General features: G+C 47.7%; 16 protein-coding genes. All 16 read left to right on the top strand.

Features of this window, described 5'->3' with window-relative positions; all coding sequences use genetic code 11:
• Positions 1-332: 332 nt before the first annotated feature.
• Positions 333-1079 carry a 30S ribosomal protein S2 gene (gene rpsB / locus ACO0LF_RS20870; RefSeq protein ID WP_186951390.1) on the top strand — a complete coding sequence of 249 codons (747 nt, stop codon included), beginning with the start codon at positions 333-335 and terminating at the stop codon, positions 1077-1079.
• Between the two features lie 137 nt (positions 1080-1216).
• Positions 1217-2098 carry a translation elongation factor Ts gene (gene tsf / locus ACO0LF_RS20865; protein ID WP_423004328.1) on the top strand — a complete coding sequence of 294 codons (882 nt, stop codon included), beginning with the start codon at positions 1217-1219 and terminating at the stop codon, positions 2096-2098.
• A gap of 257 nt (positions 2099-2355) precedes the next feature.
• Entirely contained in the window at positions 2356-3072 is a 717-nt protein-coding gene (pyrH, locus tag ACO0LF_RS20860) for a UMP kinase (protein WP_423004326.1), read from the top strand.
• Between the two features lie 85 nt (positions 3073-3157).
• Complete coding sequence (gene frr / locus ACO0LF_RS20855) at positions 3158-3718, top strand: ribosome recycling factor (protein ID WP_423004324.1); 561 nt, start codon at positions 3158-3160, stop codon at positions 3716-3718.
• A gap of 35 nt (positions 3719-3753) precedes the next feature.
• Entirely contained in the window at positions 3754-4533 is a 780-nt protein-coding gene (locus ACO0LF_RS20850) for an isoprenyl transferase (RefSeq protein ID WP_423017497.1), read from the top strand.
• Entirely contained in the window at positions 4533-5351 is an 819-nt protein-coding gene (locus ACO0LF_RS20845) for a phosphatidate cytidylyltransferase (RefSeq protein ID WP_423017495.1), read from the top strand. The genes ACO0LF_RS20850 and ACO0LF_RS20845 overlap by 1 nt, the downstream gene beginning before the upstream one ends.
• Positions 5352-5356: 5 nt before the next feature.
• Positions 5357-6541 (top strand): 1-deoxy-D-xylulose-5-phosphate reductoisomerase, encoded by a 1185-nt coding sequence (ispC, locus tag ACO0LF_RS20840; protein WP_423017493.1) that lies wholly within the window; start codon positions 5357-5359, stop codon positions 6539-6541.
• Positions 6538-7911, top strand: coding sequence for an RIP metalloprotease RseP (rseP, locus tag ACO0LF_RS20835; protein ID WP_423017491.1), 1374 nt, complete (start codon positions 6538-6540; stop codon positions 7909-7911). The genes ispC and rseP overlap by 4 nt, the downstream gene beginning before the upstream one ends.
• A 69-nt stretch (positions 7912-7980) precedes the next feature.
• Entirely contained in the window at positions 7981-10329 is a 2349-nt protein-coding gene (bamA, locus tag ACO0LF_RS20830; RefSeq protein ID WP_423017489.1) for an outer membrane protein assembly factor BamA, read from the top strand.
• Between the two features lie 90 nt (positions 10330-10419).
• Positions 10420-10896: an OmpH family outer membrane protein gene (locus tag ACO0LF_RS20825; RefSeq protein ID WP_423017824.1), complete on the top strand. Its 477-nt coding sequence runs from the start codon at positions 10420-10422 to the stop codon at positions 10894-10896.
• 5 nt (positions 10897-10901) lie between these two features.
• Positions 10902-11963, top strand: coding sequence for a UDP-3-O-(3-hydroxymyristoyl)glucosamine N-acyltransferase (gene lpxD / locus ACO0LF_RS20820; RefSeq protein ID WP_423017487.1), 1062 nt, complete (start codon positions 10902-10904; stop codon positions 11961-11963).
• On the top strand, positions 11956-12408 hold the full coding sequence (fabZ, locus tag ACO0LF_RS20815; RefSeq protein WP_423004310.1) for a 3-hydroxyacyl-ACP dehydratase FabZ: 453 nt from the start codon (positions 11956-11958) through the stop codon (positions 12406-12408). Before lpxD ends, fabZ begins: the two co-directional genes overlap by 8 nt.
• A gap of 9 nt (positions 12409-12417) precedes the next feature.
• Positions 12418-13206 (top strand): acyl-ACP--UDP-N-acetylglucosamine O-acyltransferase, encoded by a 789-nt coding sequence (gene lpxA / locus ACO0LF_RS20810; protein ID WP_423017485.1) that lies wholly within the window; start codon positions 12418-12420, stop codon positions 13204-13206.
• 7 nt (positions 13207-13213) lie between these two features.
• Positions 13214-14365 (top strand): lipid-A-disaccharide synthase, encoded by a 1152-nt coding sequence (lpxB, locus tag ACO0LF_RS20805; protein WP_423017483.1) that lies wholly within the window; start codon positions 13214-13216, stop codon positions 14363-14365.
• 62 nt (positions 14366-14427) lie between these two features.
• Positions 14428-15207 carry a TatD family hydrolase gene (locus tag ACO0LF_RS20800; protein ID WP_423017481.1) on the top strand — a complete coding sequence of 260 codons (780 nt, stop codon included), beginning with the start codon at positions 14428-14430 and terminating at the stop codon, positions 15205-15207.
• An 8-nt stretch (positions 15208-15215) separates the two neighbouring features.
• Positions 15216-15902, top strand: coding sequence for an ankyrin repeat domain-containing protein (locus tag ACO0LF_RS20795; protein WP_423017479.1), 687 nt, complete (start codon positions 15216-15218; stop codon positions 15900-15902).
• Positions 15903-16212 lie beyond the last annotated feature (310 nt).

The raw sequence follows: 16212 nt of genomic DNA, 5'->3' as shown, positions 1-16212 counted from the left end.
GCGGGGTCAGATTTGCTTAGTGGCTGAGCCTTGATCTGAGTAAAATTGCGAAAGTGTTGCAGAACCGGAATTATAGTCTATGAAAGGCAGTGTCGCATGGCCCTGGTATGCCCCTTATACTTCCTCCTTGAACGCGGCACTTGAGGGAAATGCGGTTTTCATAGTAGAATAGATGGTTAGCTTGTAGATGTATAGAAATACGATGCTGGCTAATTAATTTTTTATCAATCGAATCCGGTCGAAAAGGGTGTCTTGCAGCGCTTAATTAATGGTGGTAACTATTAATTCGCTCAGATCACTGGCTGGATTCAAGACCTAACCCTGGAGTTATTATGTCTGTAACAATGCGTGAAATGCTGGAAGCCGGTGTGCACTTTGGTCACCAAACCCGTTTTTGGAATCCAAAAATGGCACCGTACATCTTCGGTCATCGCAACAAGATTCATATCGTTAACCTGGAAAAAACTCTGGCAATGTACCAGGACGCGATGAAGTATATCCGTCAATTGTCTTCCAATCGCGGCACAGTGTTGCTGGTTGGTACCAAGCGTCAATCACGTGACATCATCGCGGCAGAAGCACAACGTGCTGGCATGCCTTTCGTTGATCAACGCTGGTTGGGCGGTATGTTGACTAACTTCAAAACAGTCAAAACATCCATCAAGCGTTTGAAAGACATGGAAGCTTCCATCGAAGACGGTTCCGTTGAAAAACTGTCCAAAAAAGAAGCACTGATGTTCCAGCGCGAAATGATCAAGCTGCAAAAATCCATCGGTGGTATCAAGGATATGGGCGGCATTCCTGACGCAATTTTCGTAGTCGACGTTGGCTACCACAAAGGTGCTATCACTGAAGCAGCGAAACTGGGCATCCCGGTTATCGGCGTGGTTGATACTAACCATTCCCCAGAAGGTGTTGCATACATCATCCCTGGTAATGATGACTCCTCCAAAGCAATCGCTTTGTATGCTCGCGGTGTTGCCGACTCCATCCTGGAAGGCCGTGCAAACGCAGTGAACGAAGTTTTGGAAGCTGTTAAGCCAGGTTCTGATGAGTTTGTAGAAGTAGAACAAGCTTAATTGCCTGTTCTGGCACATGGTTACAAGCTGTCTTAGGCAGCTTGTAACAAAAAATGGGGCAACAGTCGTTCGCCCTTTTTTTTAAACAAAATTTGATATCGGTGTTTCTTTAAACACCCTTGAACTAGGAGAATGACATGGCGGCGATTACAGCAGCTTTGGTAGGTGCACTGCGCGCAAAAACAGATGCGCCAATGATGGAATGCAAAAAAGCGCTGACAGAAGCAGAAGGCGATATGGATCGTGCGGAAGAGATTCTGCGTGTAAAACTGGGTAGCAAAGCTTCTAAAGCATCTTCCCGTATTACTGCAGAAGGCGTTGTTGCCTCCTATATCGCTGGTAACGTCGGCTCCCTGATCGAAGTTAACTGCGAAACAGACTTCGTGACCAAGAATGATGATTTCCTGGCGCTGGCTAATACTTGCGCAAAACTGATCGCTGAACACAATCCTGCTGACATCGCAGCTTTGGGCGCATTGCCATTGGATGGCAAGACAGTTGAAGAAGTGCGCGCAGCACTGGTTGGTAAAATCGGCGAAAACATGTCTTTCCGTCGTTTTGTTCGCTTTGATACAACTGCCAAGCTGGTTTCTTATCTGCATGGCACACGTATCGGCGTGGTTGTTGAATTTGATGGCGCCGATGAGCAAGTTGGTAAAGACGTAGCGATGCACATCGCTGCTATGAAACCAGTATCCCTGTCTTCTGACCAGGTGCCTGCTGAACTGATCGAAAAAGAGCGCTCAGTAGCAGCTCTGAAAGCAGCAGAATCCGGCAAGCCAGCAGATATCGCTGAAAAAATGGTTGAAGGTTCCGTACAGAAATTCCTGAAGGAAGTTTCTTTGCTGAATCAAACATTCGTTAAGAATGATAAGCAAACAGTTGAACAGATGTTGAAATCTGTTAATACAACTGTCAAAGCTTTCACTATGTTCGTAGTTGGTGAAGGTATTGAGAAGAAGCAAGATGACTTCGCCGCAGAAGTGGCCGCGCAAGTGGCTGCAGCAAAACAAGCGTAATTGGCGGAATAAAAAAACGGGCCGAAAGGCCCGTTTTTTTAAACCCGGCGATTGTAAGTATTTGTGTCTGAGCATCACATTGATGTGTTCAGGTGTAAATATGAGTGTGTGATAAGTGAGTGGTGCTCCATTTGCTTTGTGTATTGCCTGACTGGGCTAGTCTGCAAATCAAATGGTTATTGAAGAGTCTTATCAAGGCTGTTTCATCCAGTATGCATTTCTTTTAAACTATTTAAACTACCAGAAGGAGTCCTATCATGACAAAACCTGCTTACAAGCGTGTGCTCTTGAAGCTCTCTGGCGAAGCCCTGATGGGTGATGATCCGTTTGGCATTAACCGTGCGACGATAGAGCGCATGGTGGCCGATGTGGCCGAAGTATCAAGAATGGGTGTGGAGTTGGCCATCGTTATCGGCGGTGGCAATATCTTCCGTGGTGTAGCACCTGGTGCGCAAGGTATGGACAGGGCAACTGCTGATTACATGGGTATGCTGGCAACAGTCATGAATGCCCTGGCATTGTCAGATGCCATGCGCCAGGTTGGCCTGACATCACGTGTCATGTCCGCTATCGCGATTGATCAGGTTGTCGAGCCTTATGTACGCCCTAAGGCCTTGCAGTACCTGGAAGAGGGTAAAGTTATTGTATTCGCTGCCGGTACCGGCAATCCTTTCTTTACTACCGACACTGCAGCAGCTCTGCGCGGTTCAGAAATTGGCGCCGAAATCGTCTTGAAAGCAACCAAGGTTGATGGTGTCTATACAGCAGATCCTAAAAAAGATCCTACTGCAACGCGCTATACGACGATTTCATTTGATGAAGCCATTGCCCGTCATCTGCAAGTCATGGATGCAACTGCTTTCGCCCTTTGCCGCGACCAGAAACTGCCTATCAAGGTATTTTCCATTATTAAACCGGGTGCATTGAAGAATGTCATTCTGGGGGGAGACGAAGGCACCTTAGTGCACGTATAATCCTGCACTTCGGATTGTTTCATATTAATTCGGCAAGGAGCGCGGCCAGGCCCGTCGCTCTTGTCCAGATGTACAGGAGAACGCTATGAGCGTAGCAGAGATTAAAAAAAGTTCTGACCAGCGTATGCAAAAGTCTATCGAGACTTTGAAGGCTGATTTATCTAAAGTCCGTACCGGCCGTGCCCACACCGGCATTCTGGACCATGTTCAGGTTGATTATTACGGCACCCCTACCCATATTACTCAAGTTGCCAATGTCACTTTGATCGATGCCCGCACCATCGGTGTGCAGCCTTGGGAAAAGAAGATGCTGAGCGCGATTGAAAAAGCAATCCGTGATGCCGATCTGGGTTTGAACCCATCCTCGCAAGGTGAGCTGATACGCGTACCAACACCACCATTGACTGAAGAGCGCCGCAAGGAAATGGTCAAACTGGTCAAGACCGAAGGTGAGAGCGCCAAGATCGCCATTCGCAATATCCGCCGTGATTCCAATGAATCGCTGAAGAAGTTGCTGAAAGAAAAAGAATGCTCGGAAGATGATGAGCGTCGTGCACAAGACGATATCCAGAAATTGACAGACAAGTTTGTCGCTGAAGTAGATAAGCTGCTGGCTGACAAAGAAAAAGAAGTGTTGACAGTTTAAGTCGTCGCCCGCGTATCAACACATTCTGGATTTACATGACCCATACAAGTTCCACCAAGGAAATTCCGGCAGTTGGCGCAATTCCTAAACATATAGCAATTATCATGGACGGCAACGGACGCTGGGCAACCAAGCGTTTCTTGCCGCGTGTCGCAGGACATGTCAAAGGCGTGGAGGCGGTCAGAGGTATGGTTGAGGCCTGTGCCAAGCGCGGTGTTTCTTACCTGACTTTGTTTGCCTTCAGTTCAGAAAACTGGCGTCGTCCCGCTGAAGAAGTATCCTTATTGATGCGCTTGTTTGTCACGGCTCTTGAAAAAGAGGTGGCAAAGATGCACGCCAATAATATACGCTTGAAAGTGGTGGGTGATCTCACTCGCTTTGATGTGCAGTTGCAAAACATGATTATTGCTGCTGAGGAAAAAACAGCAAATAATCAGGGGCTGACGGTAACTATTTGCGCCAATTATGGTGGCCGCTGGGACATCATCCAGGCCATGAACCGGTTGCAAAAAGATCGGCTTGCCAAAGGGCAGGCGGAGCAGGAGGTGACGGAAGATCAGCTTGCTGATTATCTGTCCATGGCTTATGCACCTGAGCCAGATCTGTTTATCCGTACCGGTGGGGAAACTCGCATTTCGAATTTCCTGCTGTGGCAACTTGCGTATAGCGAATTCTATTTCACGGATACCTTTTGGCCAGATTTTGATGCGGCAGCACTGGATACATCCATACTATCTTATCAAAACCGTGAACGTCGTTTTGGCAGGACCAGTGCGCAGGTGACCGAACAAACTTCCACACAAGAAAGCAAGTAATGCTGAAAACCCGTGTATTGACTGCCCTGGTTCTATTGGCGATCTTGCTGCCAGTGCTGTATTCGGCGAATTTTTATGCCTTTACTGGGCTGGCACTGGCATTTTTTGCGGCAGCCATGTGGGAGTGCCAACGCTTGTTCAAGAAGCCAGGCACCATCATCATGGCAACACTTTGGACAGGCTTGCTGGCATATTGCCTGTTCCATTTAAAGGATTTTTCCTATCAGTTGCTATTCGCACTAAGCACTGCCTTCTGGGCGCTCAGACTGGTCCCGACTTTGGCGCGGGGCTTGCCGCAAGCGCATAATTTTTCCAGCGGTATACTGAGTACCTTGTATGGCATCAGTATTTTTGCCTGCTTTGTAGCAATTGCTGTTTTCTTTCAGCAGTCCCCCATGTATTTGTTCTCTGTCATGGCGATCGTCTGGATTGCTGACATTGCTGCTTATTTTTCTGGCAAAGCCTTTGGCAAACACAAGCTCGCACCTACCATCTCCCCAGGTAAATCCTGGGAGGGAGCCATTGGTGGCTGGATTTTTGTATTGATACTGGCGACAGCGACCAGTTTTGTTCCTGCTTTGCAAAATACGTTTACCGCGCAATTATTGGCCAGAAAAGGCTGGCTCATTTTTGTTGCTGCCATGACTTTGATCACTGCTGCCAGTGTAGTGGGGGATTTGTTTGAGTCATCCCTGAAGCGTCGTGTTGGCATGAAAGATAGTAGCAATCTCTTGCCTGGACATGGTGGTGTGCTGGACAGGATAGATGCGCTGATCCCAGTCCTGCCATTGGCTGCATTAGTGGACTTGTGGCGATAAATTACATGCAAAAAAAACAGCAACTTTGTATATTGGGGTCTACGGGCTCCATAGGTGTTTCTACTTTGGATGTGGTGGCGCGTCACCCTGAGCGCTATGGTATTTTTGCGCTTACTGCGCATACGCAGGTCAAAAAACTGGCCGAGCAATGTGCACAGTTCTTGCCACAGGTCGCTGTTGTTGGTACGGCGCAAGCAGCAGACGAGCTGTCTATATTATTAAAAGAAAAACATTTGCCTCAAATCCAGATACAGTTTGGTCCTGAGGCTTTGTGCGCTGTTGCGAGTGCAAGTGAGTGTGATAGCGTGATGGCCGCCATCGTTGGTGCAGCTGGCTTGCCAGCTTCCCTGGCGGCCGCTAAAGCAGGCAAGAAAGTCTTGTTGGCAAATAAAGAAGCACTGGTCATGTCTGGTCAGCTTTTTATTGATGCCATCAGGGACAGTGGTGCTGCTTTACTGCCTATTGATAGTGAGCACAACGCTATTTTCCAGTGTTTGCCTGGCAATTATAATCGCCAGCCTGGCGAGCATGGCATACATAAGATTTTGCTGACAGCCTCCGGTGGCCCCTTTTTACACCGTGATGTGAGCACACTTGACGATGTTACTCCCGAGCAGGCAGTAGCCCATCCCAATTGGGTCATGGGGCGCAAAATCTCTGTCGATTCCGCGACGATGATGAATAAAGGGCTTGAAGTCATAGAGGCGCACTGGTTGTTTGCTACCCCGGCAGAACAGATAGAAGTCATCATACATCCGCAGAGTGTGATTCATTCCATGGTGTCTTATACCGATGGTACTGTGTTGGCGCAAATGGGCAATCCCGATATGCGCATACCGATTGCCTATGGCATGGCTTATCCTGAGCGTATAGCCTCCGGTGTCGAGCCACTGGATTTGCTGAAAGTGGCCAGTTTGAATTTCATCAAACCGGATTTTCAGCGCTTTCCTTGTCTGCAATTGGCCTATGACGCCCTGAAAGAAGGGAAATCTGCGGCAACCATATTGAACGCAAGTAATGAAGTTGCTGTCCAAGCTTTTTTGGATAAGAGAATTGGTTTCCGCATGATCAATCAGATCATAGAGCATACGCTGAGCAAACTTGCTGCGAGTGAGACAACAGACCTGGAGAGCATACTCACTTGCGACGCTGAAGCACGCCGGGTTGCTAGTGCAATGATTTCCTCATGATTGTCTTACAGAAAACTCTGGCTTTCCTTGTGACCCTGGGCATATTGGTCACTATCCATGAATTGGGGCACTATATTGTCGCGCGCTGGTGCGGCGTAAAGGTTTTGCGCTTTTCTTTAGGTATGGGCAAAGTCATTTATTCAAAACGACTGGGTAAAGACCAGACTGAATGGGCCATCTCTATGCTGCCACTGGGCGGCTACGTCAAAATGCTGGATGCACGTGAGTTAGGTGCAGAAAATATTGACCCAAATGAACTGTCTCGCGAATTCTGCCAACAGTCAGTATGGAAGCGCATCGCCATCGTCGCTGCTGGCCCCATCGCCAATTTTCTATTGGCTATCTTCCTTTATACGATTTTATTTGTACACGGCGTGCCTGAGCCTGCAGCAAAATTAAGGGTTGTGCCTGGCAATTCGATCGCCTATCAGGCGGGCTTGCGTTATGGTGACTTGGTTACCAGCGTTAATGGCGAACGGGTACAGGGCTGGACAGAATTCCGTTGGAAAATGATGCAGAAGGGTATGACCGAAGGCAATCCTGTTCTAGAGGTGCAACACTTTGACGAAGTAGGGCGTGATAGCGGAAGCCCAGTTTCTATCGAAATACCCTTGCGGCAATTTAACCCTAAAGATACTGAGAATGACATTCTCAATTACCTGGGCCTGAATCTTGCACGTAGTACGGAAGTAGTTTTGAAGGGCTTCTTGCCTGAAAGCCCGGCGTTAGGTGCAGGTTTGCAAGCTGGCGACCGCGTTCTTGAAGTTGGGCAAAAGCCTTTGCTGGATGTCATAGATTTCATACAAGTCGTCAACGCCAATCCTGGTAAGCCGTTGAAGCTATTGGTGCAAAGAAAGCAGGAGAAGTTTGAAGTAGAAGTAATTCCCGCAAGCAAGGAAGTGAGTGGCAAGACAATAGGCATGCTGAAGGTGGAATTGCAAGCGATGGCACCGGAAATGACCGTACTTCAGGCAAATCCTGTAGAGGCATTCGTCAAATCGGTAGAGAAAACCTGGGACAGCAGCATCTTTTACCTGAAAATGATAGGGAAAATGCTGACTGGTAGTGTTTCTTTAAAGAATATAACCGGACCACTGACTATCGCTGATTATGCAGAACAGACTGCCAGAGCAGGTTTTATTACTTACCTTGGCTTCATTGCCGTAATCAGTATTAGTTTGGGAGTGATGAATTTGCTACCCATACCAGTTTTGGATGGGGGGCATTTGTTGTATTATTCGCTGGAAGTTTTAACCGGGAAACCTTTGCAAGACCGTTACGTCGAAATGGGGCAGCGTGCCGGAGTTTTTTTGCTATTGATGATGATGGCAATAGCTTTTTTTAATGACATTGCCCGACTAATGTCATAATAGTCGGCTTGATGACAGAAACTCATTTCAGATAGCAATATTGAGAGTATTGAAAGAAATTTATACCCAATGAAATTACATATCGAGCAGTTCACTTTAGCCCATTTTCGTCGTCATGCATTATCTTTGGCTGCATTTGCACTCTGCACCGGAAATGCGCTCGCGATTGAGCCCTTCACCGTCAAGGATATACGTGTAGAAGGCTTGCAACGGACGGAGGCCGGTACTGTATTTAGCTATTTGCCTGTCAAAGTTGGCGAGCAATTTGATGACGCAAAAAGTACAACTGCGATTAAATCCCTGTATGCAACGGGGTTTTTCAAGGATGTTCAGATAGAAGTGCAAGATGGCATTCTGATCGTTTTGCTGGAAGAGCGTCCAACCATTGCTGGCGTGGAGTTCACCGGCACCAAGGAATTTGAAAAAGATGCGCTGGTCAAGGCCTTGAAAGACATCGGCGTTGGCGAATCACGCATTTTTGATAAAGCGACCGTAGATCGCGCCGAACAGGAATTGAAACGCCAATACCTGTCCAAGGGCTTGTATGGCATGCAAATCACAACCACGATCACACCTATAGAGCGTAATCGTGTGAATGTCACTTTCGCGGTTGAAGAAGGCGAAATCGCTAAAATCGCGCAAATCAATATTATTGGTAATAAGGCGTTTTCTGACGGTGAAATCCGCGATTTGCTGACCTTGACGACACCAGGCTGGTTTACCTGGTACACCAAGGCAGATCAGTATTCCAAGCAAAAGCTGTCGGGCGATATAGAAACTCTGCGTTCTTTTTATCAAAACCGCGGCTATCTGGAAATGCAAATCTTGTCCACGCAGATTTCCATCACCCCGGATAAAAAAGATATCTACATCACTATCAATCTGGAAGAGGGTGATAAATACACGGTTTCCGACATCAAGCTCGAAGGCGATACTTTGGGCCGTGAAGAAGAGCTGGCTTCCCTTTTGCTGTTGAAGAGCGGCAATATTTACAATGCAGCCCGTCTGACCGAGAGCACCAAGCGCATTTCTGAGCGTATGGGTAACTTTGGTTATGCCTTTGCTAATGTGAACGCCAATCCTATTCTGAACAAAGAGAAAAAAGAAGTTGCGTTCACTATCTTTGTTGATCCTGGTAAGCGCGTGTATGTACGCCGCATTAATCTGGCGGGTAATACACGTACTCGTGATGAAGTCATTCGCCGCGAATTCCGTCAATTTGAGAGTTCCTGGTACGACGGTGAAAAAATCAAGACTTCACGTGATCGTGTAGAACGTCTGGGTTACTTTAAAGATGTCACGATAGAAACACCAGAAGTGCCAACCAGTGTTGATCAGGTGGATGTGAATCTGACTGTAACTGAAAAACCTACTGGTAACTTGCTGTTTGGTGCCGGTTACTCCAGCGCAGAAAAACTGACCTTGACGGGTTCTATCCAGCAAGCCAATGCTTTTGGTAGTGGTGATACGATAGGTCTGGACATTAACACCAGTCGCCAAAATCGTACTATTGCGGTTGCTCATACTGATCCTTATTTCACTGACGATGGCGTTAGTAGAAGTATCGAGATGTTTTTACGGACTACACGCCCTATCATAGGTAGTGCTGGCGATTATAAAATTCAAACTACAGGCGGTGCCTTGCGGTTTGGCGTGCCATTCTCTGAGGTTGATACTGTTTTCTTTGGTATGGGCTTTGAGCGTACCAAGGTAGAGACTTATTATTTGAGCCCGCCGCGCTATTTGAAATACGTTGCTGACTATGGCAATGGCAGCAAAGATATCAGTGATCCGTTTTATGGTATCGGCGAGGCAGTGACCAATTCCTACCCTTTGACTGCTGCCTGGCAAAGGGATAGCAGGGATAGTGTCTTGACTCCTACCATAGGTCGCTATCAGCGCGCCAATCTGGAGCTTGCTGCTTTTGGTAGTTTTAAATACTACCGTGCGATTTATAATGCGCAATTGTTCCAGCCAGTTTATCGTTCCATCGTTCTGGCATTGAATGGCGAATTTGATTATGGTCATGGATTGGGCGGCAAGGCTTATCCTTTGTTCAAAAACTTCTATGCAGGTGGTATAGGTTCTGTACGTGGCTATGAACCATCTTCTTTGGGTACCAGAGATCCAAATGGTGATGCACTGGGTGGTTCAACCAGGGTGCTGGCTAATGTAGAATTACAAATTCCTTTCCCTGGTGCTGATAAGTCCTTGCGCTGGTTCACGTTTGTGGATGGCGGCAATGTTTTTGATGAGGGGCAAAAAATCAGACCAAAAGACTTACGTTTTTCTGCAGGTATAGGTATAAGCTGGATATCGCCTGTCGGTCCTTTGAAGTTGAGCTTTGGTAAGGCTTTGAATGCCAAGCCAGAAGACAAAAAGCAAACATTCCAGTTCCAGATGGGAACGGGCTTCTAATTGCTTGAGCAGGCTATATTTGTTTTAGTACGTGTTACGGAGATTATTTTGAGTCAACTTACTACCCCGACCAAATTGTTGCAACGCTTGATGGTTTGTGCGGCTTGCGTTTTTAGCGTTGCTCAAGCCCAGGCGCAAGACACGAAAATAGCGATTTTTGATTCACAAAGGGTGATGCGTGAATCTTTGCCAGCCAAGGCAGCAGAAGCCAAGCTGAAAGTTGAGTTTCAAAAGCGTGGCGAAGAACTGGAAAATCTGGCAAAAAAATTAAAGGCGACAGCAGAGAAGTATGAAAAAGATGCGCCTTTATTATCAGAAGCGGATCGCGTTATTCGTCAGCGTGAAATCACTGAACTGGACCAGACTTTCAAGCGCAAGCAACGCTCTTACAATGAAGATGTGAATCAGCGTCAGAATGAGGAAATCGCTGCCCTGGTAGAGCGCGCGCAAAAAGTGATCAAGCAAATTGCAGAGGCCGAGAAAATTGATCTGGTCTTGCAAGACTCTGTCTATCACAGCGCTCGTATTGACATTACTGACAAAGTTCTCAAAGCACTCTCCAAATAATTCCTATGACCGCAAGCATTCGGCTAGGTGAATTGGTCGATCGCTTCGGTGGTCAATTGACTGGTTCACCTGATATTACTGTCACTGGCATTGCTCCCCTGAGCGAAGCCAGTGAGCAGCATATTACCTTTTTATCCAATCCCAAATTACGTCATCAGGCTGCAACTACCCAAGCTGCTGCATTAATACTGACGCAGGCCGATTTTGAACAAATCGGTAAAGACTATGTCGGTATCTGTCTGATTGTTCCGCAGCCTTATGTGTATTTTGCCAGGGCTGCGCAATATTTTGCTGCTCTCAATGCGATACCTGCATTGATCGGTGTACATCCCGCTGCCTGGGTCAGCCCGCATGCTGTTGTCGCTGCCACTGCCAGCATAGGTGCCAATGTCAGCATAGACGCCGAGGCAGTGATAGGTGAGCATGTCGTCATCAAACCAGGTGCCGTGATAGGCCGTGGCGTGGTGATTGGTGACAATAGCCTGATACATGCCAATGTCAGTATTTACGACTATTGCGTGCTGGGGCAACGTTGCATCATTCATTCTGGCGCCGTAATAGGTGCGGACGGTTTTGGCTTCGCCAATGAAAAAGGCCAATGGATAAAGATCCCGCAAACGGGCAGGGTGTTGATCGGTGACGATGTAGAAATCGGTGCCAATACCAGTATAGACCGTGGCGCCCTGGCTGATACCATCATAGAAGAGGGCGTAAAGCTCGATAACCAGATACAAATAGGCCATAACTGTCACATAGGCGCGCATACGGCCATGGCTGGCTGCGTAGGTGTGGCAGGTAGTGCCAAGATAGGTAAATATTGCACCTTTGGCGGTGCAGCGATGGTTTTAGGGCATCTGACCATCGTGGATAATGTCCACATTTCTTCTGCCAGCATGGTGTCACGCTCCATCCTGGAAGCAGGCCAATATACGGGCTTCTACCCTCTGGCAAAAAATGCTGACTGGGAAAAAACTGCTGCCATCGTACGCAACTTATCGGGTATGCGCGAAAAAATGCGTTACCTAGAAAAAACAATGAAAACACTGACTGAAAAAGATCATGAATAGCCTGGACATCAATCAAATCAAAGAATATTTGCCGCATCGCTACCCAATGCTGCTGGTCGATCGTGTACTGAACTGGGAAGATGGCAAGACCATTACGGCCATCAAGAATGTTACGGCGAATGAAGAATTTTTTAATGGCCATTTCCCCAATAAACCTGTCATGCCTGGTGTATTGATGATAGAGGCATTGGCACAAACTGCTGCCATACTCTCATTTTTAACTATGGGTAAAAAGCCGGATGAAAATACCATCGTGTATTTCCTTGGCATTGATGGCGCACGTTTCAAGCGCCCGGTTGAGCCTGGTGACCAGTTGAAGATGGAAGTAGAAATCATCAAGGTTGCACGTGGCATCTGGAAATACAAAGCCAAAGCCACAGTAGATGGCCAATTGGCGGTAGAAGGCGAATTGATGTGCACCATGCGCACGAAAGATGAAGCCTAGGAGAGCAAAATGCATATCCACCCAAGCGCACTGATAGACCCCAAGGCCCAACTGGACAGTACCGTTGAAGTAGGTGCCTATTCCATCATTGGTCCCAATGTGAGGATAGCCGAAGGTACCAAGATAGGTCCGCATGTAGTCATAGAAGGACATACGACGATAGGTCGGAATAATACCTTCTATCAGTTTTCCTCCATAGGTGCGGCACCACAGGACAAGAAGTATGCGGGCGAACCTACCCGTCTGGAAATTGGTGACAATAACGTCATTCGCGAATTTTGCACCTTCAATCTGGGCACGGTTCAGGATAATGGCGTAACGCGCCTGGGTAACGATAACTGGATCATGGCCTATGTGCATTTGGCGCATGACTGCCAGGTTGGCAATAATGTTATATTTGCCAATAATGCTGCTTTGGCTGGCCATGTACATGTCGGTGACTGGGTTATTTTGGGTGGTTTTACCAATGTGCACCAGTTCTGCAAGATAGGTGCACATGCGATGTGTGGCATGGGTACATCCTTATTGCAAGACGTGCCGCCATTCGTCATGTTGAATGGCAATCCTGCTGCGGCCCATGGTATCAATGTCGAAGGATTGAAACGCCGTGGTTTCAGCCGCGAGCAGATTTCGGCGATACGCCAGACTTACAAGCTGATCTACAAGTCCGGTCTGACCTTGGAAGAAGCCAAAGCAGCTATTGATGAACAGATCGCCGAGCTGGAAGCCGATGTGGCTCTGCATGTGCAATCCATGCGCCACTTCCTGGACGCTGCTACCCGTGGCATAGTCCGCTAATAATATTGTGACAAATCGACCAATTATAGCCATGGTCGCCGGAGAAACCTCCGGCGACATGCTGGCCAACCGTCTCTTGTCAGGCTTGCGCCCGGCCTTGCCTGATGCTCATATGCATGGCATAGGTGGCCCGCGTATGGCGGAGCATGGCTTCATCAATGACTGGTCAATGGACAAGCTGTCTGTACGTGGCCTGTTTGAAGTACTGGCGCATTACCGTGAAATCAGTGGCATACGCAAGCAATTACGTGAACAGTTATTGCTGGAAAAACCGGATATCTTCATTGGTGTTGATGCACCCGACTTCAATCTGGATCTGGAAATCCAGTTAAAGCGTGCGGGCATTCCTACCATGCACTACATCAGTCCATCAATCTGGGCCTGGCGCGGTGGCCGCATCAAAAAGATAGCTGAAGCAGTTTCCCACATGCTGGTGGTGTTTCCCTTTGAAGAAGAGATTTACCGCAAAGCTGGCATACCAGTGACTTACGTAGGTCACCCACTCGCACAAGTCATTCCCATGGAAACTGACATGGCTGCAGCCAGGGATGAACTGGGTCTGGACAAAAACGCCAGAGTGGTCACGATCTTGCCGGGCAGCCGCATGTCTGAGATCAAATACAATACTGAAGCATTTATCCAGACAGCAAAAATACTCTGTCAGCGTGACCCACACTTGCAAATTGTCGTACCTATGGCAGGTGAAAAACAGCGCAGTTATTACATCAAGCTAGTAGTTGATGCAAAGTTGGATAATGTCCCAGTCTTGCTGATTGATGGTCGCTCACATACTGCCATTGCAGCAGCAGATGCAGTATTGGTTGCATCGGGCACTGCATCGCTGGAAGTGGCGCTGTTCAAGAAACCCATGGTGATTGCCTACAAGATGATGGAAGCTTCATGGCAGATTTTGCGGCACATGGGTTACCAGCCCTGGATAGGTTTGCCAAACATATTGGCGCGTGAATTCTTGGTGCCAGAATTTTTACAATCAGCCGCCAGGCCAGATGCCATGGCTGATGCCTTGTGGCAGCAGTTAAGCGACAACGCTTTGCAGGAGCGCCTCAAGCAGCGCTTCGTCGATATGCACCATTCCCTCTTGCGTGACACTGCCAACGTCTCGGCGCAAGCCGTATTACAATTGATCTCAGCAACCTGAGGCGGTTTGCCTCAGGTGTTTGCTGTCGGCCATTGCGCCATATTTCCTAAAGAGTAGCAAGCATGTACGTTGATTCTCATTGTCATATCAATTTCCCCGAACTGGCTGAGCGTTTGCCTGAAATTTTAAGCAAAATGCAAGAGAATGGGGTGACCCACGCACTGTGTGTCTCTGTTGATTTACCTGATTTTCCGCAAGTGCTGGCGTTGGCAGAGCAATACCCGCATATCTATGCCTCCGTAGGCGTGCATCCAGATTATGAAGAAACAGAAGAGCCAAGCGCAGAGCAATTGGTGAGGCTGGCAGATCACGATAAAATCATTGCCATTGGTGAAACAGGGCTTGACTACTTTCGCTTGAAAGGTGATCTGGAATGGCAGCGTGAGCGATTCAGGCAGCATATCCGTGCCTCGCGCATATGTCGCAAACCCCTGATCATCCACACCCGGGCAGCAGCTGAAGACACCATACGCATCATGAAAGAAGAGGGTGCTGGCACAGCGCAGGGCGGGGTTGCCGGTGTCATGCATTGTTTTACTGAGTCGCTGGAAGTAGCGCAAGCGGCAGTGGACCTGGGATTTTATATTTCCTTCTCAGGCATACTGACCTTCAAGAGCGCCAAGGATTTGCAGGCAGTAGCCAAAGCCTTGCCGCTGGAGCGGATTTTGATAGAGACTGATTCCCCTTATCTGGCACCAGCCCCACATCGTGGCAAAATGAATGAGCCTGGATTCGTAAGGCATGTGGGGGAGTTCCTGGCAGATTTAAAAGGAATCTCTGTCAAAGAAGTGCAGGAAACCACGACCAAAAATTTCTTTCAATTGTTTCAATTTGCCCATTGAGGACTGATATGCGAACAAGTAAGTCATTTGCAATTTATGGTTATCAAAAAGCCTTTTTGCATGGGCTGGCTTGTTTGCTATTGTGGCTGTCTTCCTCTTGCGCTTTTGCAGATGATAACGATGATTTGATTTTTGCCGTGCGCTTTGATGCCATGGATAAGGTAACAGAGTTACTACAGCAAGGCATGAATGTGAATGCCACTGAAGCGAGCCGTGGCGAGACCTTGCTCATGATCGCCTTGCGAGAAAATTCAAAGAAAGTTTTTTTAGCTTTGCTAGAGCGCAAGGATATCAAACTGGAAGCAAGGGCCAGGAATGGTGACACCGTCTTGATGCTGGCCAGTTATCTTGGCAATCTCCCTGCTGTTAAAGCCTTGCTTGCACATGATGCAGAAGTTAATCAAGTCGGATGGTGTGCCTTGCACTATGCAGCGGCTGGCGGCAACAAGGATATTGTTGCCTTGCTACTCGAACATTCTGCCTATATCGATGCAGAGTCGCCCAACAAGACTACGCCTTTAATGATGGCAGCACGCTCAAACAAGGAGCTTATTGTCAGCTTATTGCTTGATGAGGGGGCCGACCCTCATTTGAAAAATGAATTGGGTTTAACAGCTCTCGATTTTGCAACTGAGCTTGAGCAAAAGGAAATTGCTACCTTGCTCAAAGAACGTATGCAAGCGCTTAAAAAATAGTCTTTTTGCGTTGCAACATCTTGCCTGCAAAACAAAGTTTATGTTAAAGTTCGCGCATCTCATTTTCGGAGCACATCTGTGGACAGTTATAGTTGTCGATCATCACTCAACTTGGCAATGTAAGCACAGATTTTCTCTTGCTACCTTGCCATCTGGCGGGTAGTAGTCTTTCGCGGCAGTCTTGCTGCTCTCTACTTTTACCCCTGTTTTAAATTTTGCGTGGCGCTGGCTATTGTCAGTATGCATGTGTGCAGCCGCGCAGTTCATCTTTGTCCAGACTTGATGTTTGTGACAGGAGGTATGCTATGTG

This window comes from Undibacterium sp. Di27W (genome assembly GCF_049340345.1).
GTDB lineage: Bacteria > Pseudomonadota > Gammaproteobacteria > Burkholderiales > Burkholderiaceae_D > Undibacterium.
This window is presented reverse-complemented; position numbering and strand designations above follow the sequence as displayed.

Excerpts from the sequence above, each read along its gene's own strand:
- rpsB (WP_186951390.1), top strand. The coding sequence starts at position 333 with ATGTCTGTAACAATGCGTGAAATGCTGGAAGCCGGTGTGCACTTTGGT.
- tsf (WP_423004328.1), top strand. The coding sequence starts at position 1,217 with ATGGCGGCGATTACAGCAGCTTTGGTAGGTGCACTGCGCGCAAAAACA.
- pyrH (WP_423004326.1), top strand. The coding sequence starts at position 2,356 with ATGACAAAACCTGCTTACAAGCGTGTGCTCTTGAAGCTCTCTGGCGAA.
- frr (WP_423004324.1), top strand. The coding sequence starts at position 3,158 with ATGAGCGTAGCAGAGATTAAAAAAAGTTCTGACCAGCGTATGCAAAAG.
- ACO0LF_RS20850 (WP_423017497.1), top strand. The coding sequence starts at position 3,754 with ATGACCCATACAAGTTCCACCAAGGAAATTCCGGCAGTTGGCGCAATT.
- ACO0LF_RS20845 (WP_423017495.1), top strand. The coding sequence starts at position 4,533 with ATGCTGAAAACCCGTGTATTGACTGCCCTGGTTCTATTGGCGATCTTG.
- ispC (WP_423017493.1), top strand. The coding sequence starts at position 5,357 with ATGCAAAAAAAACAGCAACTTTGTATATTGGGGTCTACGGGCTCCATA.
- rseP (WP_423017491.1), top strand. The coding sequence starts at position 6,538 with ATGATTGTCTTACAGAAAACTCTGGCTTTCCTTGTGACCCTGGGCATA.
- bamA (WP_423017489.1), top strand. The coding sequence starts at position 7,981 with ATGAAATTACATATCGAGCAGTTCACTTTAGCCCATTTTCGTCGTCAT.
- ACO0LF_RS20825 (WP_423017824.1), top strand. The coding sequence starts at position 10,420 with ATGGTTTGTGCGGCTTGCGTTTTTAGCGTTGCTCAAGCCCAGGCGCAA.
- lpxD (WP_423017487.1), top strand. The coding sequence starts at position 10,902 with ATGACCGCAAGCATTCGGCTAGGTGAATTGGTCGATCGCTTCGGTGGT.
- fabZ (WP_423004310.1), top strand. The coding sequence starts at position 11,956 with ATGAATAGCCTGGACATCAATCAAATCAAAGAATATTTGCCGCATCGC.
- lpxA (WP_423017485.1), top strand. The coding sequence starts at position 12,418 with ATGCATATCCACCCAAGCGCACTGATAGACCCCAAGGCCCAACTGGAC.
- ACO0LF_RS20800 (WP_423017481.1), top strand. The coding sequence starts at position 14,428 with ATGTACGTTGATTCTCATTGTCATATCAATTTCCCCGAACTGGCTGAG.
- ACO0LF_RS20795 (WP_423017479.1), top strand. The coding sequence starts at position 15,216 with ATGCGAACAAGTAAGTCATTTGCAATTTATGGTTATCAAAAAGCCTTT.